This window comes from Asanoa ishikariensis (assembly GCF_900107455.1).
In the GTDB taxonomy this organism is placed as follows: domain Bacteria; phylum Actinomycetota; class Actinomycetes; order Mycobacteriales; family Micromonosporaceae; genus Asanoa; species Asanoa ishikariensis.
The window spans coordinates 1,789,385-1,809,191 of sequence record NZ_FNQB01000001.1; the positions used below are offsets into that span (position 1 = coordinate 1,789,385).

The following is a 19,807-nucleotide window of genomic DNA, read 5'->3' on the forward strand; positions in this document are numbered from 1 at the left end:
TGCTGACGCGCATGTACCATCTGGTACATGATGCTGACGACGAGCACCGAGGCGCGGGCTTCCCGGGCCGCGACCTGGACGGCATTGCGTGATGTGACCGATTGGCCACGCTGGACGCGGTCGATGACGTCGGTCGAACGCCTCGACGACGGCCCGCTGCGGCTCGGCAGCCGGGCCCGGATCAAACAGCCGGGCATGGCGCCCCTCGTGTGGGAGGTCACGACCTTCGCCGACGAGACGGAGTTCTCCTGGACGAACCACTCGCCGGGGGTACGCACGGTCGGCCGTCACGTGATCGACGCCAACCCGGACGGCTCGACCCGGATCACGCTGGAGCTGCACCAGACCGGACCCCTGGCCGGGCTGCTGAACCTGGTCTTCGGCCGGCGCAACCGGCGTTATCTCGAGCTGGAGGCGGCCGGCCTCAAGGCGGCGAGCGAAGCCGCGTGAGTGCCTCCCGCGACGCGCTGCTCGACCGCTGCTTCGAGGTCGTGCGCCGGCACGGGTTCAGCCACCTGAGCCTGCGCGAGATCGCCGCGGAGGCCGGCACCAGCCACCGGATGCTGATCTACCACTTCGGCTCCCGGGACGGGCTCCTGGCCGAGGTGGTCGGCCGGATGGAGGCGGAGCAGCGGGCGCTGCTCGCCGACCTGGTCACCGGCGACGCCGACATCTTCACCGTGTCCGCGGCCTTCTGGGCCCACCTGACCAGCCCGGAGGTGCTGCCCGCGCAACGGCTGTTCTTCGAGATCTACGTGCAGGCGCTGTACGGCCGGGAATGGACGGCGGCCTTCCGCGAGTCCGTGATCCGGGCCTGGGAGGAGCCGCTGATCTCGCTGTTCCGGCGCGCGGGGGCCGATGGTGACCGGGCGCGGGCGCACGCCCGGCTCGGGCTCGCGGTGACCCGAGGCCTCGGGCTCGACCTGCTGATGAGCGGCGACCGCGCCGAGGTGGACGCGGCGATGACCCTCTTCGGCGAACTGGCCCGCCGCGACCTGAGCTGAAGCAAGGGTCCCTTGTTAACGCTTTCCGCAGCGGAAGGGACCCTTGCTAACGCCGCTCGGGTTGCCGCTGCGGAGCCAGGGCGGAGGCGGCCACCGCGGTGGCGGCGGTGAGGAGGTCCTCGGCGACCGCGGCGACGAATGCCGTGACCCGCTCGGTGCCGGCCCAGCGCCGCCAGTACGCGCCCCCATAGCTGCCGACCACGGCGCCCACACCGCCGCACAGCGCGCCGAGCGCCGGGTTGCCGCGGGTCCGCAGCGCCAACGCCGCCCCGCCGAGCGCGCCGCTGGTGATCCGGATGGCCAACGACCGCGGCATCAGCCGGCTCGGGGTGCCGGGCAGCTTGTCGCCGACGAGTTCGGCGGCGGCACCCGCGGTCAGCAGCGCGCGGCCGGGATTGCTGGCCGCGCGGTCCAGGTAGATCGACGACGTGCCCGGGCGGGTGGTCAGGGCGACCGCCGCGAGACCGGTCATGCTGCGGCCGCCGGAGGCGACACCGACGAGGAAAGCGCTGGTCAGGGCGGCGGTCTCCATGCGGGTCAGGCTACCGGGCCGGCCGGCGCGGCGGGCCTACTCCCGCAGGCGCGACCGGGCCTACTCCAGCAGGCGCGACCGGGCCGCCGCGAGCGCGGCGCCGTCGACGCCGCAGTCGGCCAGGTACTTCGCCACGCCGCCGTACGCCTGCCGCAGGTGGTCGAGGGTGTTGACCATGAGTATCCGCTGGACGTCCGCGGTCAGCGCGTAGTCGTCGGCGATGTCGTCCTCGGCCACGCCGGCGACCAGCAGCAGGAGCGCGACCAGCACGCCCGTGCGGTCCTTGCCCTCGTGGCAGTGCACCACGACGCCGCCCGGCGGTGCCTCGGCCACGGCACGGAAGGCGGCGCCGACCTGGGGCCGGTTGTGGTCGAGCAGGGCCGAGTAGCTGTCCGGCACGATCTCGTAGTCGGCGTCGCCGAGCAGCGGGACGTTGAGGTAGAACGGGTCCGCGGCGAACGGGCTCGGCCACCTGGCGTTCTCGTGTGCCCAGCGCAGGTCGACGATCCGCCGCACGCCACCGGCGCGGATGGCCGCGACCGTGTCGGCGGTCAGCTTGTGGTGGCCGTCGGAACGGAGCAGTGCCTCGGGTCGCACCCGGCGGCCGTCGGTCGTGGCGAGGCCGCCGAGATCGCGCACGTTGGTGCAGTCCGGCCAGTCGAGGATCATGGTCGCGGCTCCTGTCCGTGGGGGATATGGATCATGATCCCCCACGGAGGCAAGCGTCGGCGATCCGGTTTACGCGGTGCCGCGCCGGGTGACGCGGATCCGCCACCGCCCGAACAGGACCGTGCCGGCGACGAAGAGCGCCGCTACGGCCGCCAGCGCGAGCAGCCAGGGCTGCGGTCCGGACGGCGCGGTGTTGGCGACCGGCTCCGCGTCGATGGCGACCGGTGGGTCGACGTCGGTGACCGCCGCGGGCGCGGCCGCGGTGAACGGGTCGCGGTTCTGGTCGACCGGCAGAACCGGCGGCTTGACCGGTCCAGGCCAGTACTCGGCGAGCTGGTCCTTCGTCGGCGCGACGACGCCCGGTAGCTGCCTGAGGCCGGCTTTCGCGCTGATCGTGCCGACCTCGTACGGGGCGAACCAGCCCTGGATCCCGACGACGGTGAACGGACCGTCGTGTGGCAGCACGAGGGAGACCGCGTAGTGCGCCGGCTCCTTGAGCTTCACGGCCGCGAACTTCGTCGCCGTGCCCTTGCTGTCGATGAGCTGCAACGCGACCTCGCTGAGATCACCTTCGTACGGATGGAAGCCGTGCTGGAGCACCCACGTGCCCACGGTGTACGTCTGGTGCGCCTGAAGCTGGGCCGGCATGGGCTCAAGGACGGTCGCCGCCCAGCCACCGGCATGGGCCGGGCCCGGCGCGGCGATCGCGCCGACCATCGCCGCGAGCAGAGCCGCCGTCATAGCCGCGAGGGCGCGGCGCAAAGTGTTCGACATGTTCGCCACCTCCGGTGGTGACGAGCCGCACACCGGTCGGCCGGTTCCCGCCGTCACGTTTCCGGGTGGCCGCCTCGTCGTGAGTTCATGCGCGTACTAGTCATCGGAGGCTCGGGCGTGGTCGGGCGACCCACCGCGAGCACACTGTTCCAGCGCGGCCACCAGGTCGCGGTGCTCAGCCGCGGCGGCACGGCCGGCCCGGCCGGCACCGAGGCGTTCCAGGGCGACCTCACCACCGGAGCCGGACTCGACCAGGCGTTGGCCGGCGTCGACTGCGTGGTCGACTGCGCCAACGTCGCGACCATGTCCCGAGCGGCGGCGGTTCGCTACTTCACCGACACCACCACGCTGCTGGGCCGGCGCGCCGAGGCGGCCGGCGTCAAGCACCACGTGGTGCTGAGCATCGTCGGCATCGACAAGGTGCCCCAGGGCTACTTCAGCGGCAAGCTGGCCCAGGAGGAGGCGGTCCTGGGCGGGCCGGTGCCGGCCACGGTCCTGCGGGCGACCCAGTTCCACGAGTTCGCCGGCCAGGTCATGGGCCAGTTGGCGGTCGGGCGGTTCGCGCTCGTGCCGCAGATGGTGACGCAGCCGATCGCGGCCGCCGAGGTCGGCGCGGCGCTGGCCGAGGTGGTCGAGGACGGGCCGCGCGGCCGGGTCCCGGACATCGGCGGACCCCGCGTCGAGCGGCTGCCCGACCTGGCCCGGCAACTGGTGCGGCACCGCGGCCTGGGCCGCACGGTGGTCCCGCTGTGGCTGCCCGGCAAGGCGGGTCGGGCCATGCGCGGCTCGGGCCAGTTGCCAGGACCCGGCGCCGTCCTGCGCGGCCCGACCTTCGCCGAGTGGTTAAGGGACCAATAGCGTCTTGCCGACTGTGGAGCGCGCCTCGATCGCCGTGTGGGCGTCGGCGGCGCGCTCCAAGGGGAAGCGCTGCCCGATCACCGGGCGAAGTTGGCCTTGGGCGCTGAGCCGGAGCGCCTCCGCGGACAGCGCGCGCAGCTCTTCGGGTGTGCCCGTCACGCCGCGGATCAGTGTCACGCCGCGCGCTGCGGCCTCGTCGTCTGTGACGTCGGACCAGGCGCCGCTGGACAGACCGTAGCTGAGCATCCGGCCGCCCGGTGCGAGCTGCGCGAAGGCCGCGCGGGCGACCTCGCCGCCGACGCCGTCGAAGACGACGTCCAGCGGGCCGACGCCGTGCGCCCAGCCGGGTGCGGTGTAGTCGACGGCCCGGTCCGCGCCGACGTGGCCGAGCTTGGCGGTGCTGGCCGCGCCCGTGACCGTCGCGCCGGCCGCCTTCGCGAGCTGGACCAGCAGCGTGCCGACCCCGCCGGCGGCCGCCTCGACCAGCACCCGCTCGCCGGGCTTCGGTGCCGCCTTGCGGAGCAGCAGCAGCGCGGTGCGGCCGTCGGCGAGCAGGGCCACCGCCGTGTCCAGGCCGAGCCCGTCGGGCACGGGCACCAGGCCTTCCGCGTCGACCGCCACTCGCGACGCGTATCCGCCGGAGCCGCCGGTCGAGGTGACCACGCGGGTGCCGACCAGCGCCGGGTCCGCGCCCGGGCCGACCGCGGTGACCACACCGCCGACTCCGTTGCCGGGCACCATCGGGAACTCGCCCTTGAACGGGCCGAAGCCCTTCGCCCGGAACATCGTCTCGATGAAGGTGATGTTGGCGTAGGCCACGTCCACCAGGACCTGGCCGGCCGCGGGCTCGGGGTCAGGTGCCTCACCGGGCACCAGGACGGATGGGTCGCCGAACCGGGTCAACCACACGACTCGCATACGACGAAGGATCACACCTCAACGTGGGTTGAGGTCAACGCTCGCCGACACCGCCGAGGACCGGCTTGACGTCGACGATCGGCGTACCGTCGAGCGCTTCCAGGTTGTTGACCTTGACTCGCCGGCCGTCGACTTCGAGCACGGTGACCCGGTGCAGGCCGATCGGGTTGGGGCGGTCGGGGGAGCGGGTGCTGAACACGCCGGTCAACGGCCGGTCGGCGGCCCCGCGCGGGCGCACGCTCAGCACCCCTCGGTCGGCCCGGTCGAACCAGGTGAGCAGCAGGACCTCCTGGCCGGGCGCCAGGTCGGCGAGACCGTCGGCGACCGCCGGGTCGAAGTGCAGCCAGGCGTCCGGTGCGCCCTCGTCGCCCTGTTTCGGTGCGGACGCGGCGTCGGTGAGTGCGGAGGAGACGACCCCGATGGGCGAGAGCTCAAACATCTGGCGATCCTAGGGACGCGAGGCGGCGAGCGAGGTAGTCGCGCTCCGGCTCGTTGCCGACCAGCGCGAGCGCCGCCCGGTAGGCCTCGGCCGCCTCGGCGGTGCGGCCCAGGCGGCGCAACAGGTCGGCGCGGGCGGCCGGTAGCAGGTGGTAAGAGGACAGGTGGCGGTCGGCGGCGAGCTCGTCCAGCAGCACCAGCCCCGCCTCCGGACCGTCCACCATGGCCACCGCGACCGCGCGGTTGAGCTCGACCAGCGGCGACGGCGCCACCGTGCGGAGCACGTCGTAGAGCGCGACCACCTGCGGCCAGTCGGTGGTCGCGACCGACGCGGCGTCGTCGTGCACGGCGGCGATGGCGGCCTGGAGCGCGTACGGGCCGGGTGGCCCACCGGTCAGTGCCTCGACGACGAGCCGCCGCCCCTCGGTGATCTTGTCGACCGTCCACAACTCCCGGTCCTGGTCCTCCAGGAGCACGAGGTCGCCGTTCCCGTCGACCCGGGCCGGCCGGCGCGCGTCGACCAGCAGCATCAGCGCGAGCAGCCCGGTCACCTCGCGCTCGGCCGGCAGCAGCCGGTGCAGGATCCGGCCCAGCCGGACCGCCTCGTCGGTCAGGTCCGCGCGGACCAGCTTGTTGCCGCCCGTCGCCGCGTACCCCTCGGTGAAGATCAGGTAGACCACCTGGAGCACGGCCGGCAACCGGTCGGGGAGCTCTGTCGCGGACGGCACCCGGAACGGGATCCGCGCGTCCCGAATCTTGCGTTTGGCGCGCACCACCCGCTGCGCCATGGTGGCCGGCGGCACCAGGAACGCCCGGGCGGCCTCGGGGGTGGTCAGGCCGGCCAGGCAGGTAAGGGTCAACGCGAGTTGGGCGTCGAGCCCCAGCGCCGGGTGGCAGCAGGTGAAGAAGAGCCGCAGCCGCTCGTCGGGCGCGTCGTCGCTCCACACCGGGTCGATCGGCGGTGGGCTGTCGCGGCGATCGGCCTCGACCTGGAGCAGGGCCAACTTCGCCGCGAACACCTTGTCGCGCCGCAGCAGGTCGACGGCACGGTGCCGGGCCACGGTGAGGAGCCACGCACCAGGGCGATCGGGTACGCCGTCCTTCGGCCAGCGGGCCACGGCGGAGGCGACCGCGTCGGCCGCGACCTCCTCGGCCAGGTCGAGATCGCCGAGGGTACGGACGAGCCCCGCCAGCAGCCGCCCCCACTCTTCGCGGAAGACGGCCTCGACGGAGGCGGCGCCCGTACCCATCGGCGGACCGTCTATTCGCCGAACTCCATGACCGGCCTGACCTCGACCGAGCCGTACTTGGAGCCGGGGCAGCGCTCGGCCCACTCGATCGCGGAGTCCAGGTCGGGCACGTCGATCAGGTAGAAGCCGCCGAGCACCTCGCGGGTCTCGGCGAAGGGGCCGTCGGTGACCGTCCGCTGGCCTTCCTTGACACGCACGGTGGTCGCGGTCGCGGACTCCTGCAGCGCGTCGCCGCCCTTGCCGATGCCGGCCTTCTCGATCGCCTCGGAGTAGGCCCAGTACTCGTTCATGACCTTCTCCGCCTCGGCCGGGTCCGGCGTCCCGCGGTTCTCCTCGCTGTAGATCAGCAACAGGTAGCGCATGGGGTTCTCTCCCTTGAGCAGGCGGTGGTCGGTGACCACCTCTCATCCTGACGACGAACGACTCCACCGCAATCGACATCGCGGCGAGAACTTTCTAGACCGGTACCGAAAGAGTGACGGTCAGCCCTTGCTCGACGTCGCCGGTGACGGTGCCCAGTTGCAGCGAGTAGCCGTCGCTGAACACCATGTCCGTCTCGAGCGACGTGTTGCCCATGTTGCGCACGCTCTGTTCGTAGCCGCTGGTGGCGTACACCTTCGCGCTGGCGTCCTCGGGCAGGGCGAGTTGGCTGGTGCGCAGCTTGTCGCTGGCGCCGGTGGCCTTCGCCAGGGTCGCGTAGACCTCGAAATGGATGTGCGGCCAGCGCCCGTCGTACGCGGCCGGGTAGACGCTGGTGAAGGTGATCTTGCCGGCGGCGTCGGCGACCTGGACGCCGCGCAGGTAGTTCTCCTGCTCGACGCCGTTCGAGTAGAGCGAGTAGCGGCCCTGCTGGTCGCAGTGCCACAGGTAGACCGCCGCGCCGGGGCGTGGGCTGCCGCTCGTGTCGACCACCGCCAGCGCGATGGTCAACGGCACGCCGGTCGCCACCCCGGACGCCGTGCCGAAGCTGCGGGTGAGGTCGCTGCGCACGATGCCACTCTCGGTGAGGACGTTGACCCCGTTGGAACCGTCGCCAGGGAACGGACCGGCGGTCTCTACGGGGATCTCGCCCTCGGCGGTCTGGGTCTGGCTCTGGCCCGGGGGCTGTCCTGGCCCGGGTGGCGCGGTACTCGTGGCCTGTTCCTCGGGCGCGCAGCCGGCGACCGCGACCGCACCGGCCGCGGTGAACAGCCCGAGCACCCGGCGGCGGCTCAGCAGCGTCGGCAGGTCGAGCGAGAGTCCCTGGTCGTGCTGGTGCATCGGTGGCCTCCTTGGGTTCGGTGGCCCAACCTTCTGTCGCGTTACTGCCCTGTCGCTTTCGGCGGGCTGTGCGGTGGCTGTGCGTCCAGCTCCTGGAACAGCGTGACGTGCAGGTCGCCGGGCACGTCGAGGCGGGCGTTGAGTGACCGCCACGGCGTCTCGGTCGGCGGTGCCACGGTCTCGGCTCCCGCCGCGGCCAGCTTGTCGGTGTCCGCCGCGGCGTCGTCGACCTCGAACGCGATCCGGAACCGGGGTGCCACGGGTCGCCCGACCTCGACCTCGTCGATGTAGCGGTGGTGTTTCGGGTTGGCCAGCTCCAGCGTGGCCCGACCCGCCTCCAGGATCATCACCTGAGCGCCGTCGCCGCCGCTGAACGCCGCCTCTTCGGTGAGCCCGAGCGCGTCCCGGAAGAACGCCACCGCCGCGTCGTAGTCCTCGACCTCGACCACCAACCGCATCTGCTTGACCGTCATGCCGGCAAAGCTAGCCCCGACTCGACCTTGTCCGCAGCTCTCGCAGGTGGGTGGCGATCGCGCTGATGTCCCGGTCGGCGTAGCCGTCGTCCAGCGCGGCGGCGAGTGCGGCCTTGTTGGCCTGCGCCTGCGGCACGGGCACGCCGGTCCGCTCGGCCAACGCCAGCACCAGACCGGCGTCCTTGTGGACCAGGTCGAGCGAGAACGCGACCTCGGCGTTTTCGGGGTGCTCGAAGACGTTCCGCTTGTACTTGAGGTACGGCGCACCAGTGGCACCGGCCAGGAACACGTCGTACGCCGTGGCGGGGTCGATGCCGGCCGCCTCCGCCAGCACGTACGCCTCGGAAAGCCCCTGGTTGATCGCGATCAGCAAGGTGTTGATCGCGACCTTCATGGTCGCCCCGGTGCCCGTCGGTCCGATGTGGAACACCTTGCCGAGGTGGTCGAGGACGGGCCGGACCTGGTCGATGTCGACGGCTTCCCCACCCGCGAGCACCGCGAGCGTGCCGGCCTCGACGCTGGACACGCTGCCGGACACCGGGCAGTCGACGTGCACCCCGCCTGCGCCGCGCACCATCTCGGCGAGCCGTAGCGTCGTGCGTGGGTCGATGGTGCTCGTGTCGACGACCGCCGTGCCACGACGCAGGCCGGCGACGATCCCGTCGCGACCCTCGTGCGCCCCCAGATCGGCGGCGTCGTTGGCCAGCGCGACGAGCACGACGTCGGACGTGCCGGCGGCCTCCCTCGGCGTGCCGGCGACGGTCGCCCCGGTGCGGGCGGCGATGTCATCGGCCCGTTCCCGGGTGCGGTTCCAGATCGTCACCGGATAGCCGGCGGCGCGCAGCCGCACCACCATCGCGCCACCCATGTGCCCGGTGCCGATGATCGCCACCCGTGTCGACTCGCTCATCACCCCATCCTCGCACCGGCCCGGGGCCCGCGTTCCGGGCTCGGGCCGACGGCCGCCTGGTCCGGGTGGGTGGCTTCGGTGTCGGCCAGGCGGGTGGCGATGTGGCTGAGGGCGGTGTCCAGGTCGGCCCGCGTGGGGCGTTGGCCGTCGCGTTCCGGGAGCTTGGTCAACAGCCAGGTCTTCCAGGCTTCGGCGAGCTTCGTGTACGCCTCTTCGCCCGGCCCCGTCAGGCTCAGGCACTCGTCGTCGTCGATGGCGACCAGCCCTCGCCAGGCGGCCGCGGCGAACGCGGGGCGCAGCACGGCGCCGGGAAGCTGGTACGCCCGGCCGATGCCGGCCAGGTCGATCGGGCCCGCGTACTGGGTGCGCAGGTGGATCTGGGCCAGGCACCAGGCGTCCGCGGCACCCAGCTTGGTGCCCGAGGCGGCCAGGACGCTCGGTGCGGCGGCCGGGCCCTCGCTGCGGAAGACGCGGGAGATCGCCTGCTCGAGCTCGGCGTTCGAGCTTTGCGCCTCCGGCATGCCGAAGCCCTCGCCCAGGTCCGGTGCGGCGGCCCGGGCCATGTCGCGCAGCGGGACCTCCTTGAGGAACAGGGCGATCGCGAAAGCGATCAACGGGACCGGGACCGCATAGAGGAACAGGCTGTGCACCGATTGCGCGTACGCCTCGATGATCGGTCCGGACTGGGCCGGCGGCAGGCTGTGCACCGCCGTCGGCACGCCGAGCACGTGCGGTGGGATGAAGCCGGTCTGCCGCAGCGCGTCGGTCAGGTGGTGGTTGAGCTGATTGGCGAAGATCGTGCCGAACACCGCCGCGCCGAAAGAGCTGCCCAGGGTACGCAGGAACGTCACGCCCGAGGTGGCCACGCCGAGGTCGCGGTAGGCGACCGTGTTCTGCACGATGATGATCAGGATCTGCATGGAGAGCCCGATGCCGACGCCGAACACGAACATGTAGACGGACGTGAGCAGCACCGACGTGCCGGAGCCCATCCGGGACATCAGGAAGAGCCCGAGCGCCATGACCAGGCCGCCGGCGATCGGGAACATCTTGTAGCGGCCCGTGCGGCTGACGGTGGTGCCGGCCAGCACGGCCGTGACCAGGAGACCGAACACGAGCGGCAGCGTGCGTACGCCGGAGACCGTCGCGGAGACGCCCTGCACCCATTGCAGGTACGTCGGCAGGAAGGTGAACGCCCCGAGCAGTGTGAAGCCGACGAAGAAGCTGAGCGCCGACGACACCACGAACACGCGCGACTGGAACAACCGGATCGGCAGCACCGGCTCGCGGGCCCGGCGCTCGGCGAACCCGAACGCCACCAGCAGCGCCGCCGACACGGCGAACAGCACGATGATGACGGGGGAGCTCCACGCGTACTCCGTGCCGCCCCAACTCGTCGCCAGCGTCAGGCCGGCCGCGCCCGAGCCGATCAGCACGATGCCGAGATAGTCGATCACCGGTCGGCCGCGGTTCGTGATCGCCGGAATGGTCCGGGCGGCGACCAGGATCACCACGACGGCCAGCGGCACGTTGATGTAGAACACCCAGCGCCAGCCGAGGCTGCTGTCGGTGAACAGCCCGCCGATCAGCGGACCGACCACCGTGGCGAGGCCGAAGATCGCGCCTAGGCCGCCCTGGTAGCGCCCGCGGTCGCGGAGCGGGATCACGTCGCCGATCAGTGCGGTGGCGGTGACCAGCAGGCCGCCGGCGCCGATGCCCTGCACGGCGCGCGAGGAGACCAGCCAGATCAGGCTCTGCGAGGCGCCGCACAGCAACGAGCCGACGATGAAGATCAGGGCGCTGACCTGGAAGATCCGCTTGCGGCCGAACTGATCGCCGAACTTCCCGGCGAGCGCGGCGGCGATGGTCTGGGTCAACAGGTACGCGGTGACCACCCAGGACAGATGGTTGGCGCCGCCGAGGTCACCGACGATGGTGGGCAACGCCGTCGCGACCACGGTCTGGTCCATCGCGGCGAGCAACAGCCCGAGCGCGACCGTGCCGTAGATGACGTTGATCTGGCGCCGGGACAGTTCGGGTCGGCGCACGTCGTCGTCCGGTGACTTTTCCATGACCGTCACGCGCTCGCACCCCCGTACGCTGGATCTTCAGCGTACGGGCGGCACCAGGACGCTGAGGCAGGTTACGCAACCTTCGAGCTTCTCGTACTCGCTGATATCGACGACGACAGGTGCGAACCCGAGCTGGTGGATCAGGGTCGCGGTATGCGGCGCGGAGGCGGCGATGAGGACGCGTTCGTCGCCGAGCGGCACGAGGTGGCAGCCGGCTTCTTCTTCGACGGGGAGCAACTGCGGCAGGGCTTGGATGTCGAGCAGACCCGGCAGGGCGACCAGCGTCCCGTCGGGGAGGGCGGTGACGGCCGACTTCAGGTGCAGCACGCCGTGCAGCCCGACCGCGGTCGTGGTCCGTCCTCTGGTGGCCAGGTGGTCGCGGAGCTGTGCGAAGCCGGCTTCGTTGGTCCGGCCGCCCACACCGACGTAGACGTGGTCGCCGACCTGAAGCACGTCACCGCCGTCGAGGGTGCCCGGGGCCTCGATCTCGACCACATCGAGCAGCAACGCCTCAGCGGCGGCCCGAGCGCCGGCGATCTCGGGGCGTCGTTCGGGCGCTCCCGGGCGGGTGAGCACGGCGAGGTCGCCACAGACCACGAGCGTGTCCTCGACGAAGACGCTGTCCGGGCAGTCGTCGGCCGGTGTCAGCTCGACCACGGACCAGCCAGCACCCGCAAGAGCGGCCCGGTAGTCGTCGTGCTGCCGCCGGGCAAGATCGACGTCGACGGGCGTGCGCTCGATGTGCGTGACGATGCCTTCGGCCAACCGCGAACTAGGCGCCCGAACCAGCGCCGTCCCACCACTGATCATTGCCCGATTCTGAGCGCGCCCCGCCGCGACCGCAACGCACCGCCGCTAGAGGTCACAACACGAACAGCCACCAGACCAGCCCGGGTCGCCCACGCGGCGGCTCGCGGAAGCGACAGCCCCGACCGGCCTCGGTCGATGGATGCCCGGGTGCTCAGACTCGGCAGCGCGGTCTTGTACCGCGCCGCAGTGGTTGTGGACGCGCCGGCTTGCCGCGCGCCGGCCCGGTATGGGCGCGGCGCCCTGCTGCGGCCGTGAGGCGCGCAGCGGCCCGGGTGTGGAGGCGGCGGCCTGCTGTGGTGGTGCCGCGCGCGGTGCCCGGTGTGGGTACGGCGGCCTGCGACGAGGGTGCCTCGCGGTGGCCCGGTGTGGGGCGCAGCCGTCCGCATTGACCGCAGGCCGGCCCTCGTTTGGGGGCGCAGGCCCGCGTTGGTCCGCGCCCGTCCGCATTGACCGCGGGCCGGCCCTCGTCGGGGGGCGCGGCCTCGGGTTGGGATGCACGCCCGCCCACATTGCCGGCGGGCCCGCCCGCGTCGGCGGCCCGGCCGGCCCGGCCGGGTTGGTGGTTAGTGCCGCAGCGCGGTGGTGATGCGCATCAGGTCCGTGTGGGTGATGGGTTCGCCCTTGCCGCCTCGGGCCTCTTGCATCGCCTTGGCGAGTTGGGCTCGGCGTAGGACCTCGCCGACGTCGGCGCCGCTGAAGCCGTGGCTGGCTGCGGCCAGGGCGGCCGGGTCGACGTCGGCGGCGAACATCGTGAAGCCCGCGTATTCGTGGCGTTCGGTCAGGTCGCGGATCTTCATCTTGAAGATCTCGGCTCGGCCGGCCTCGTCGGGCAGCGGGATCGAGAGCTTGATGTCGAAGCGGCCCGAGCGGATCAGGGAGTCGTCGACGCGGTGCGGGAAGTTGGTCGTCGCTACGACGATCACGTTCTGGTTGTCTTCGATCAGGTTGTTCATTTCCTGCTTGAAGATGCCGGCGACGGCGTTGACCGCCTGGCTGGCCGCGTCGCCGCCTGTGCCCGCGTAGCTGATGATGCTGTCGAACTCGTCGAAGAGCATCACCGTCGGGTGCCGGTAGCGGCGGGCCTCCTGGAAGATCGTCTTGATGTTGCGTTCGGAGCCGCCGAGCCACTTGTCGAGGATCTCCGGCGTGCGGATCTCGCGGAACGTCGCGCCGATCTCGTTGGCCAGCGCCCGCGCGAGCATGGTCTTGCCGGTGCCGGGCGGCCCGTAGAGCAGGATGCCCTGCGGTCGGCGGGCGCCCCAGCGGGCCATGATGTCGGGGTGCCGGAAGCTGACCGCGATCTCGCGGAACTGGCCGACGATCGTGTCCAGCCCGCCGACGTGGTCGAGGGTGACGTTTTCGGTGCGGGTCGGGCCCGGCGAGGCGGCCGAGGGCGGAGCGCTGCCCGGCGCCGGCTGGGACTCGCGCTTGCCGACCACGTAGGTGCGGCCGCGTAGCGGCGCTTCGCCGCCCACGAACTCGCCGACCACGCGCAGCACGAGCAGTGTCATCTCGCGGAGCAGGTCGGTCGTCATGTCCGTGCTGGGCACGCTGGCCCGGATCGAGACCGTCCGCGGCCCGGCGCGCAGCGGTCCGTCGGCCGAGAACGGGTTGGCGCCGGCCGAACCGTTGGCCGTCGGCCCTTGATAGGTGATGGTCGCCTTGAGCCCCGCGGCGTTGGCCGCGGCCAGGGGGTCGACCTTCTCGCCGTAGTCGTCGGGCGGCCAGATGGTGCGGACCAGGCGGCTCGGCACGGACCCGATCACCTCGGCGCCCTGCGCGATCTTGCTCGCCACCGGCCCGTCGTTGCCGAACCGCTTGGCGAGCATCGCGCCGAGCGGCGCGGCGGCGCCCAGCATGGCGGCGTCGAACATCGTGCGGGCGCTCGGCCCGCCCCGGACGCTCACGTCGGCGGACATCTGATGCGTCGCGGCACCGTCGATGCTCGCGGTGTCCAGCCAGTAGCGCACGTCCTGCACAGGCGGCGGGAAGTAGCCGCCGCTGAGCAGCCGCACCCGGGTTTCCCGCGCGGCGACGATGATCGCCGGACCGTCGTTGATCACTAGGCGTCCACCGAGCACCTCGACGGTCTCGGCGTCGCCACGCGGCCCGCTAGAGGCTCCATCCGACATTGATCCACCCCCGTCAGAAACCGGGTCGACCCGCACCTAAGACTGACACGCCGGGCCGACCCCGGCCACCGATCACGCGGGAACAGCGTCTGCCGTCCCTTTTGTGCCCACTAAGGGCCGAAAATCACGAGACGCAGAACTCGTTGCCTTCCGGGTCCCGCATCACCACGCCGAACTGGCCGTTGGCCGCGTCGTCGTTGACGCGAAAGATCGAGGCGCCGGCCGCGCATAGTCGGGCCACCTCGGCCTCGACCACGGCGCGGCGCTCCGGCAACGGCTGGGCGCGGCCGCCGCTCACGTCGAGGTCCAGGTGGAGACGGTTTTTGACCGATTTGGTCTCGGGAACCTGCTGGAACCAGAACTTCGGCCCGACGCCGGCCGGGTCGACGATGCGGTCTGGGGAGTCAGGCTCGCCGGCCAACTCCTCCTCGGGGACGCCAACGCTGCGGTACCACCCGTGCCAGCTCTCGAAGCCGGGCGGCGGCGGTGCCAGGTCGTAGTGCAACGCCGTCGCCCAGAACTTCGCCAACTCGGCCGGAGCCGCGCAGTCGATGGTTATTTGAAACGTCATGGGGTCCATGTTCGACCACACGTACGACAAAAATCAGGCGGCGACGACCCGTCGCTTCGCGACGTGCTCGACCAGCGCGATCAACAGGTCCTTGCCGGACTGCCGGTCGCGGGCGTCGCAGAGCACGACGGGCACGTCCGGGTCCAGGTCGAGCGCGTTGCGGACCGAGGCCGGGCTGTGTAGCTGCTTCCCGTCGAAGCAGTTCACGCCCACCACGAACGGAGTGCGGCGGGTCTCGAAGTAGTCGACCGACGGAAAGCAGTCGGCCAGCCGCCGCGTGTCGGCCAGCACCACCGCGCCCAGGGCACCGAACGCGAGCTCGTCCCAGAGAAACCAGAAGCGGTCCTGGCCGGGCGTACCGAACAGGTAGACCTGCAGGTCCTCGTTGATGGTGATCCGGCCGAAGTCCATGGCGACCGTGGTCGTGGTCTTGGCCTCGACGCCGGAGACGTCGTCGGTGTCCTCGCCCGCCGAGCTGAGCACCTCCTCGGTCTGCAACGGGCGAATCTCGCTGACCGCGCCGACCAGCGTGGTCTTGCCGACCCCGAAGCCGCCCGCGATCAGAATCTTGAGCGCCATCGGGATGCGTTGCCCCGCGCCTGGACGCTCAGAGCGCACGGAGTCCATTGACCACCGCCTGGAGGATGTCGTAATTGGGAAGTGCGGCCGCGGGCTGCGGCTCGTAGGAAACCACGAGCCCGGCGCCGAGCAGGTCGCCGAGCAGGACCCGGACCACGCCGAGCGCGAGGTCGACCCGGGCGGCGAGCTCGGCCACCGCCACCGGGCGCTGCGCGACCTCGATGATCGCGCGGTGCTCGGGTTGCAGCGGCGCCAGGTCGACGCGGTCGAGCGGTGCCGCCACGACGAACGCCACCAGGTCGAAGCCGGTGGCCGGACGGACCCGACCACCGGTCACGGTGTACGGACGGACGACCGGCCCGGCGTCCATGTCGAGCCAGTCGTGGCCGGGGGTGTCAGCCGCCATCGCTGCTCTCCGACGGCAGCTCTGGTGGTATCCGGGCCGGCGAGGTCAGGTTCTGCCCGACCCGGGTGACCAGCATGGCCATCTCGTACGCGACGAGGCCGATGTCGGTCTCCGAGGTGGCCAGCAGCGCCAGGCAGGCGCCCTGGCCGGCGGCGGTCACGAACAGGTAGGCCTGCTCCATCTCGACCATCGTCTGCCGGACGGCACCGGCCGCGAAGTGCCGGCTGGCGCCCTTGGCGAGACTCTGGAAGCCGGCTGCCATCGCGGCCAGGTGCTCCGCGTCGTCGCGCTCCAGCCCTGCGGTCAGGCCCATCAGCAGCCCGTCGGCCGAGAGCACGATCGCCTGCTCCGCCCCGGGCACGCGGGCGACGAGGTCTTGGAGCAGCCAGTCGAGGTTGGACTGCGGCCTGGTCGTCTGCGTCACTTACGCGTCCTCTCCGGATGGATCCTTGACCTGCGCGCCCTCGGGTGCCGGGTGCGCGGACCGGTCGCCCGCGGTGGGCGGTGCCGGATGTTGCTCAGAGGGTACGGGTGGTGTCACGGAGCGAACTCCCTCCGTCCGGTCGGGAAGTTCACCCGACGCACCGGTCTCGGTTGCGGGCCGGCGCCGCTCCAAAGGCGGGGCATCGGCGCCGTTGCGCGTGACCGCGTCGTTCCCGGCCGCCGCGGAGTCCGGGTCAGGGGAGCCAACCCCGTTGCCGGGTGTGCCCGGGGCCGGCGTGGTCGGCGAGGTGTAACGGCTGATCCGCAGTGCGCGGGTCGCGTCACTGAGGGCCGGGCCGGCGTTGCCGTCCGCCGTCGGCGGTGTCCACATCGGGCGCTCGGCCGCCTTGGCGGTCAGGTCGCCGGTGGTCGTCGTGCCGCTCTCCTGGCGGCCCCGAGTGGTGCCGGCCTGAAGGGCGGACATGCGGGCGCGTACGTCCTCCGGGTCACGCGCGGCCGGCGGCGCCGAGATCGGTGCGGGCGCTGCGCCCGAGGTCTCGTCGTCCGAGCGGCGCAACTGCGGCGCCAGGTGCCGTTGGCGATTGCGGCGGGGCAGGCCGTCGTCGCCGATGACCAGTTCCGTGGTCGCCTCCTCCGGTGGGCGCCGGCGTCGTTGCACCGGCAGGCCGAGCACCGGCGTCGGCTGTGCGGCGGCCTCGGCCGACGATGTCGTGGCCACCGGTGCGAACGGGGACGCGACCGGGGGCGGGGTCGCGATCGGTTCGCGGGGGGAGTACGCCGGCGCGGTCACACCGCCGGACAGCGCGGTCGGCCAGGTCGCACCGGGCGACGACGACCACGCGCCGGCCGAGGTGCCGTCGCCGCCGGCCGTCGCACCGACCTCCGGAACCGTCCACACCGGAGAGTCGTCGGCGCCGACCAGCACCGCCTCGTCCACACCGGGCGGCAGTGCGGTGTCAGTCGGCGCACCGACCTCGGCCGGAGTGCGGCCGGGCAGCGCCAGGGCGCCCGTGCCCGCGGCGATCAGCGCGGTGGGCAGCAGGGCCACGGCCGTCACGCCGCCGTAGGGGGAAGAGCGCAGCTGCACGCGTACCCCGTGGCGGGCTCCTAGCTGGGCCACGACGAACAGGCCCAGCCGCGCGGAGTTGCCCGGGTCGAACTCCGGCGGCTCGCTGAGCCGCTGGTTGGCCTCGACGATCGCCTCGGGAGGCATGCCCAGGCCACGGTCCTCGATCTCGATGGCGTACCCGTTGGGAACGGCCTGCCCGGCGACCCGCACCTTCGTGTGCGGCGGCGAGAACGACGTCGCGTTCTCGATCAGTTCGGCCAGCAGGTGGATGACGTCGGCGACAGCGCGGCCGGCGACCGCCGCCGGCTCGATCGCCATGATCGTGACCCGGGGGTAGTCCTCCACCTCGGACACCGCGCCGCGGATCACGTCGATCATCGGGACCGGCACCCGCCAGCCCCGGCCGGGTGCGGCGCCGGCCAGCACGACCAGGTCTTCGGCGTGGCGGCGCATGCGGGTAGCCAGGTGGTCGATCCGGAAGAGATCGCCCAGCTCGTCCGGGTCGGTGGTGCGCCGCTCCATCTTGTCGAGCAGGGCGAGCTGGCGGTGCAGCAGCGTCTGGCTGCGCCGGGCGATGTTGAGGAAGACCTCGCTGAGCCCGCGGCGCAGCACCGCCTCGTCGACCGCCGAGGTGACCGCGGTGCGCTGGACGGCGGCGAACGCGTGGCCGACCTGCCCCAGCTCGTCGGACCCGAACTCGAGCGAAGGCGACTCGGCCTCGACGTCGACCTCCTGGCCGTGGCGCAACCGGCCGACCAGGGCGGGCAGTCGTTCGTCGGCCAGCGACAGCGCGGCGGTACGCAGGCCGACCAGCCGGCGGATCAGCTCACGGCCGACGCGCACCGAGACGTAGAGCGCGACGGTGACCGCGACCAGGCCGAGGAAGCCGGCGAGCCCGAGCCGGATCAGGATGCCGGTGGCGACCGGGATGGTGCGGTCGGTGAGCCGCTCCGACGCGTCCAGCTCGAAATCGCGCAGGTCGTGCTGGACCTGGTCGTACGAGGACTGCCAGGCCGTCGCCGAGATCGGCGGGGTGCCGTTCTCGCTGCCCTTGGTCACCAGCGTGTTGAGCATGTCGTTGAGCTGGGAGAACGCGGCGCCCTCGGTGAGCCGGGTGTACTCGGCACGGTCCTCGTCGGGCAGGTCGGCGACGGCGTTCTCGTACAGGTAGCGCTGGGTGCCGATGATCTGCACCAGTTGGCCGTGCTCGTCGGCGCCGAAGCGGCCGCCCGCGAACACCCCACCCACCAGCGCGTCGGCGCGGGCCAGCACCTCGCGTGCGCGGCCGAGCGACGTGACCGCTCGCGCCTCCCGGCCGAGTTGCTCGTCGGGCAGGGCGATCAGCACGGAGAACGCCCGGAACGCCGAGTCGATCACGCCGTTGTAGAGGCCCAGCGCGCCGGCCTTGTCCATGTCGCGACGGTCGATGAAGTCCCGGCCCGAGGGCAGCACCGCGAACGCCTGGTCGAGCTGGGCCAGCCGGCCGGCCAGCAGGTCGCTGGTGTCGGCTTCGGCGGATCGGCGCCGGAACTCGGAGATCGCGTTGTCCGTCGCGGTGCGCTGGGTGGCGAGCCGCTCGGGGCTGCTCTTGCCGGCCAGATAGACAAGCGACAGTCGGCGCTCCTGCTGGAGTGCCGACACGACGGTTTCACCGGGCTTGCCGATGTCGTCAAGCAGGCCCTGCGCGGACAGCAGGCTGAGCGCCGGCCCAAGCGTCAACGTGGTCGCGAAGATCCACAATGCCGTGAGCGCGGCGATCGGCACGGCGACCAAAGAAATGATCTTCGAACGGATCGACCAGCTGCGCGTATTCATCAGTCCTCGCCCGAGGGTTGGCAGGATCGACGACACGCGTCCTGTCAGCTCCCGCCAGAAAGCCGACACCGCCGGTGACGCGTGCGCCTTGGGCAGGATACGCAAACGCGCCCCGCCGCACTACCGCCGGACGTCGATGTCCCGCCCGCTGGTCGCCCGTTGCCGAAAGTTCCGCGAACAAAGTCTCGCGAACCGGGATTGGCGACCGTTGCCATCTGGGAAATAACCCGGTGAAGGAGGGACGCCATGTCGCCCACTCAGATTGTCGTTCTCGTCATCGTCATCGTGGTACTCGTCGCGGTCGGGATATTCGCCTGGACAGCCATGCGCCGTCGGGCGCTGCGCGACAAGTTCGGTCCGGAGTACGACCGGGTAGTCGGAGAGCAGGAGAGCCGGGCGGCCGCCGAGCGCGAGCTTCGCGACCGCGAGCGCAAGCACGCCGAGCTGGCCCTCACGCCGCTGAGCCCGGAGTCACGGGACCGCTACGCGGAGGCTTGGGAAGAGCTGCAGGTCATGTTCGTCGACGATCCGGCCCGCGCGGTCGGTGCGGCGGACGAGCTGGTCACCCGGCTGGTCGCGGAGCGCGGCTACCCCACCGACGACTACGACGACCAACTCGCCCACCTGTCCGTCGAACACGCGCGCACGCTCGGCAACTATCGCGACGCGCATGACATCCATCTCGCCAACGAGCGTGGCGAGGCCAGCACCGAGCAGTTGCGCCAAGCGGTCGTGCACTACCGCGCCCTCGTCTCCGAGCTGCTCGGCGACCAGCCCGTGCACGCCGACGACCCGGTAACCGACGCCCGCTGACTTCGAGGAG

General features: G+C 71.9%; 22 protein-coding genes. 4 read left to right on the forward strand and 18 right to left on the reverse strand.

From position 1 onward, the window contains the following. Positions 1-27 precede the first annotated feature (27 nt). Both BLV39_RS08430 and BLV39_RS08435 read left to right on the forward strand, forming a co-directional pair. Entirely contained in the window at positions 28-450 is a 423-nt protein-coding gene (locus tag BLV39_RS08430) for an SRPBCC family protein (RefSeq protein ID WP_090789035.1), read from the forward strand. Beyond that, positions 447-1,004: a TetR/AcrR family transcriptional regulator gene (locus tag BLV39_RS08435; RefSeq protein WP_090789037.1), complete on the forward strand. Its 558-nt coding sequence runs from the start codon at positions 447-449 to the stop codon at positions 1,002-1,004. The genes BLV39_RS08430 and BLV39_RS08435 overlap by 4 nt, the downstream gene beginning before the upstream one ends. A 46-nt stretch (positions 1,005-1,050) precedes the next feature. On the opposite strand, the gene BLV39_RS08440 is transcribed toward BLV39_RS08435, so the two are convergent. The 3 genes from BLV39_RS08440 to BLV39_RS08450 all read right to left on the reverse strand — a co-directional run bounded on the left by BLV39_RS08440 (position 1,051) and on the right by BLV39_RS08450 (position 2,979). After that, on the reverse strand, positions 1,051-1,536 hold the full coding sequence (locus tag BLV39_RS08440) for a hypothetical protein (RefSeq protein ID WP_090789040.1): 486 nt from the start codon (positions 1,534-1,536) through the stop codon (positions 1,051-1,053). Between the two features lie 60 nt (positions 1,537-1,596). Then, entirely contained in the window at positions 1,597-2,205 is a 609-nt protein-coding gene (locus tag BLV39_RS08445; RefSeq protein ID WP_090789042.1) for a tyrosine-protein phosphatase, read from the reverse strand. 69 nt (positions 2,206-2,274) lie between these two features. Continuing rightward, positions 2,275-2,979 carry a hypothetical protein gene (locus BLV39_RS08450; protein ID WP_143049684.1) on the reverse strand — a complete coding sequence of 235 codons (705 nt, stop codon included), beginning with the start codon at positions 2,977-2,979 and terminating at the stop codon, positions 2,275-2,277. Between the two features lie 87 nt (positions 2,980-3,066). On the opposite strand from BLV39_RS08450, the gene BLV39_RS08455 reads away from it, so the two are divergent. Further along, positions 3,067-3,837, forward strand: a complete 771-nt coding sequence (locus BLV39_RS08455; RefSeq protein ID WP_090789046.1) for an SDR family oxidoreductase — start codon at positions 3,067-3,069, stop codon at positions 3,835-3,837. On the opposite strand, the gene BLV39_RS08460 is transcribed toward BLV39_RS08455, so the two are convergent. The 15 genes from BLV39_RS08460 to BLV39_RS44730 all read right to left on the reverse strand — a co-directional run bounded on the left by BLV39_RS08460 (position 3,823) and on the right by BLV39_RS44730 (position 18,984). Then, entirely contained in the window at positions 3,823-4,755 is a 933-nt protein-coding gene (locus tag BLV39_RS08460) for a zinc-binding dehydrogenase (RefSeq protein ID WP_090789048.1), read from the reverse strand. The two genes, BLV39_RS08455 and BLV39_RS08460, sit on opposite strands and share 15 nt — an antisense overlap. A gap of 34 nt (positions 4,756-4,789) precedes the next feature. Next, positions 4,790-5,194, reverse strand: a complete 405-nt coding sequence (gene tsaA, locus BLV39_RS08465; protein ID WP_090789050.1) for a tRNA (N6-threonylcarbamoyladenosine(37)-N6)-methyltransferase TrmO — start codon at positions 5,192-5,194, stop codon at positions 4,790-4,792. Continuing rightward, on the reverse strand, positions 5,187-6,443 hold the full coding sequence (locus BLV39_RS08470) for an RNA polymerase sigma factor (protein WP_090789052.1): 1,257 nt from the start codon (positions 6,441-6,443) through the stop codon (positions 5,187-5,189). The genes tsaA and BLV39_RS08470 overlap by 8 nt, the downstream gene beginning before the upstream one ends. Positions 6,444-6,454: 11 nt before the next feature. After that, positions 6,455-6,844, reverse strand: a complete 390-nt coding sequence (locus tag BLV39_RS08475; protein WP_239084009.1) for a YciI family protein — start codon at positions 6,842-6,844, stop codon at positions 6,455-6,457. Between the two features lie 55 nt (positions 6,845-6,899). Then, positions 6,900-7,703, reverse strand: a complete 804-nt coding sequence (locus tag BLV39_RS08480) for a dioxygenase family protein (protein ID WP_090789054.1) — start codon at positions 7,701-7,703, stop codon at positions 6,900-6,902. 41 nt (positions 7,704-7,744) lie between these two features. Then, positions 7,745-8,176: a VOC family protein gene (locus BLV39_RS08485; protein WP_090789056.1), complete on the reverse strand. Its 432-nt coding sequence runs from the start codon at positions 8,174-8,176 to the stop codon at positions 7,745-7,747. Between the two features lie 10 nt (positions 8,177-8,186). After that, entirely contained in the window at positions 8,187-9,086 is a 900-nt protein-coding gene (locus BLV39_RS08490) for an NAD(P)-dependent oxidoreductase (RefSeq protein WP_090789058.1), read from the reverse strand. Further along, a complete protein-coding gene (locus BLV39_RS08495; protein WP_090789060.1) occupies positions 9,086-11,158 on the reverse strand; it encodes an MDR family MFS transporter in 2,073 nt (690 codons plus the stop codon). Before BLV39_RS08495 ends, BLV39_RS08490 begins: the two co-directional genes overlap by 1 nt. 36 nt (positions 11,159-11,194) lie before the next feature. Continuing rightward, complete coding sequence (gene ddaH, locus BLV39_RS08500; RefSeq protein WP_090789062.1) at positions 11,195-11,968, reverse strand: dimethylargininase; 774 nt, start codon at positions 11,966-11,968, stop codon at positions 11,195-11,197. 563 nt (positions 11,969-12,531) lie between these two features. Next, the gene (locus tag BLV39_RS08505; protein WP_090789064.1) at positions 12,532-14,100 is read right to left on the reverse strand and encodes an ATP-binding protein; all 1,569 of its coding nucleotides are present in this window, start codon (positions 14,098-14,100) and stop codon (positions 12,532-12,534) included. A gap of 124 nt (positions 14,101-14,224) precedes the next feature. Next, a complete protein-coding gene (locus BLV39_RS08510; protein ID WP_090791275.1) occupies positions 14,225-14,671 on the reverse strand; it encodes a VOC family protein in 447 nt (148 codons plus the stop codon). Positions 14,672-14,704: 33 nt separating this feature from the next. Beyond that, positions 14,705-15,298: a GTP-binding protein gene (locus BLV39_RS08515; RefSeq protein WP_089254920.1), complete on the reverse strand. Its 594-nt coding sequence runs from the start codon at positions 15,296-15,298 to the stop codon at positions 14,705-14,707. Next, positions 15,279-15,656, reverse strand: a complete 378-nt coding sequence (locus BLV39_RS08520; RefSeq protein WP_090789067.1) for a DUF742 domain-containing protein — start codon at positions 15,654-15,656, stop codon at positions 15,279-15,281. Before BLV39_RS08520 ends, BLV39_RS08515 begins: the two co-directional genes overlap by 20 nt. Next, a complete protein-coding gene (locus BLV39_RS08525) occupies positions 15,646-16,080 on the reverse strand; it encodes a roadblock/LC7 domain-containing protein (RefSeq protein ID WP_090789069.1) in 435 nt (144 codons plus the stop codon). Before BLV39_RS08525 ends, BLV39_RS08520 begins: the two co-directional genes overlap by 11 nt. Beyond that, on the reverse strand, positions 16,081-18,984 hold the full coding sequence (locus BLV39_RS44730; RefSeq protein ID WP_176984814.1) for a sensor histidine kinase: 2,904 nt from the start codon (positions 18,982-18,984) through the stop codon (positions 16,081-16,083). A gap of 246 nt (positions 18,985-19,230) precedes the next feature. Here BLV39_RS44730 and BLV39_RS08535 point away from each other — a divergent pair, with 246 nt between their 5' ends. Continuing rightward, positions 19,231-19,797, forward strand: a complete 567-nt coding sequence (locus BLV39_RS08535) for a hypothetical protein (protein WP_090789071.1) — start codon at positions 19,231-19,233, stop codon at positions 19,795-19,797. The last annotated feature ends 10 nt before the right edge of the window (positions 19,798-19,807 follow it).

Bases quoted from the DNA above. Each gene is read 5' to 3' on its own strand.
- BLV39_RS08430 (WP_090789035.1), top strand. From the start codon at position 28: ATGATGCTGACGACGAGCACCGAGGCGCGGGCTTCCCGGGCCGCGACC.
- BLV39_RS08440 (WP_090789040.1), bottom strand. From the start codon at position 1,536: ATGGAGACCGCCGCCCTGACCAGCGCTTTCCTCGTCGGTGTCGCCTCC.
- BLV39_RS08445 (WP_090789042.1), bottom strand. From the start codon at position 2,205: ATGATCCTCGACTGGCCGGACTGCACCAACGTGCGCGATCTCGGCGGC.
- BLV39_RS08450 (WP_143049684.1), bottom strand. From the start codon at position 2,979: ATGTCGAACACTTTGCGCCGCGCCCTCGCGGCTATGACGGCGGCTCTG.
- BLV39_RS08455 (WP_090789046.1), top strand. From the start codon at position 3,067: ATGCGCGTACTAGTCATCGGAGGCTCGGGCGTGGTCGGGCGACCCACC.
- BLV39_RS08460 (WP_090789048.1), bottom strand. From the start codon at position 4,755: ATGCGAGTCGTGTGGTTGACCCGGTTCGGCGACCCATCCGTCCTGGTG.
- tsaA (WP_090789050.1), bottom strand. From the start codon at position 5,194: ATGTTTGAGCTCTCGCCCATCGGGGTCGTCTCCTCCGCACTCACCGAC.
- BLV39_RS08470 (WP_090789052.1), bottom strand. From the start codon at position 6,443: ATGGGTACGGGCGCCGCCTCCGTCGAGGCCGTCTTCCGCGAAGAGTGG.
- BLV39_RS08480 (WP_090789054.1), bottom strand. From the start codon at position 7,703: ATGCACCAGCACGACCAGGGACTCTCGCTCGACCTGCCGACGCTGCTG.
- BLV39_RS08485 (WP_090789056.1), bottom strand. From the start codon at position 8,176: ATGACGGTCAAGCAGATGCGGTTGGTGGTCGAGGTCGAGGACTACGAC.
- BLV39_RS08490 (WP_090789058.1), bottom strand. From the start codon at position 9,086: ATGAGCGAGTCGACACGGGTGGCGATCATCGGCACCGGGCACATGGGT.
- BLV39_RS08495 (WP_090789060.1), bottom strand. From the start codon at position 11,158: ATGGAAAAGTCACCGGACGACGACGTGCGCCGACCCGAACTGTCCCGG.
- ddaH (WP_090789062.1), bottom strand. From the start codon at position 11,968: ATGATCAGTGGTGGGACGGCGCTGGTTCGGGCGCCTAGTTCGCGGTTG.
- BLV39_RS08505 (WP_090789064.1), bottom strand. From the start codon at position 14,100: ATGTCGGATGGAGCCTCTAGCGGGCCGCGTGGCGACGCCGAGACCGTC.
- BLV39_RS08510 (WP_090791275.1), bottom strand. From the start codon at position 14,671: ATGACGTTTCAAATAACCATCGACTGCGCGGCTCCGGCCGAGTTGGCG.
- BLV39_RS08515 (WP_089254920.1), bottom strand. From the start codon at position 15,298: ATGGACTCCGTGCGCTCTGAGCGTCCAGGCGCGGGGCAACGCATCCCG.
- BLV39_RS08520 (WP_090789067.1), bottom strand. From the start codon at position 15,656: ATGGCGGCTGACACCCCCGGCCACGACTGGCTCGACATGGACGCCGGG.
- BLV39_RS44730 (WP_176984814.1), bottom strand. From the start codon at position 18,984: ATGAATACGCGCAGCTGGTCGATCCGTTCGAAGATCATTTCTTTGGTC.
- BLV39_RS08535 (WP_090789071.1), top strand. From the start codon at position 19,231: ATGTCGCCCACTCAGATTGTCGTTCTCGTCATCGTCATCGTGGTACTC.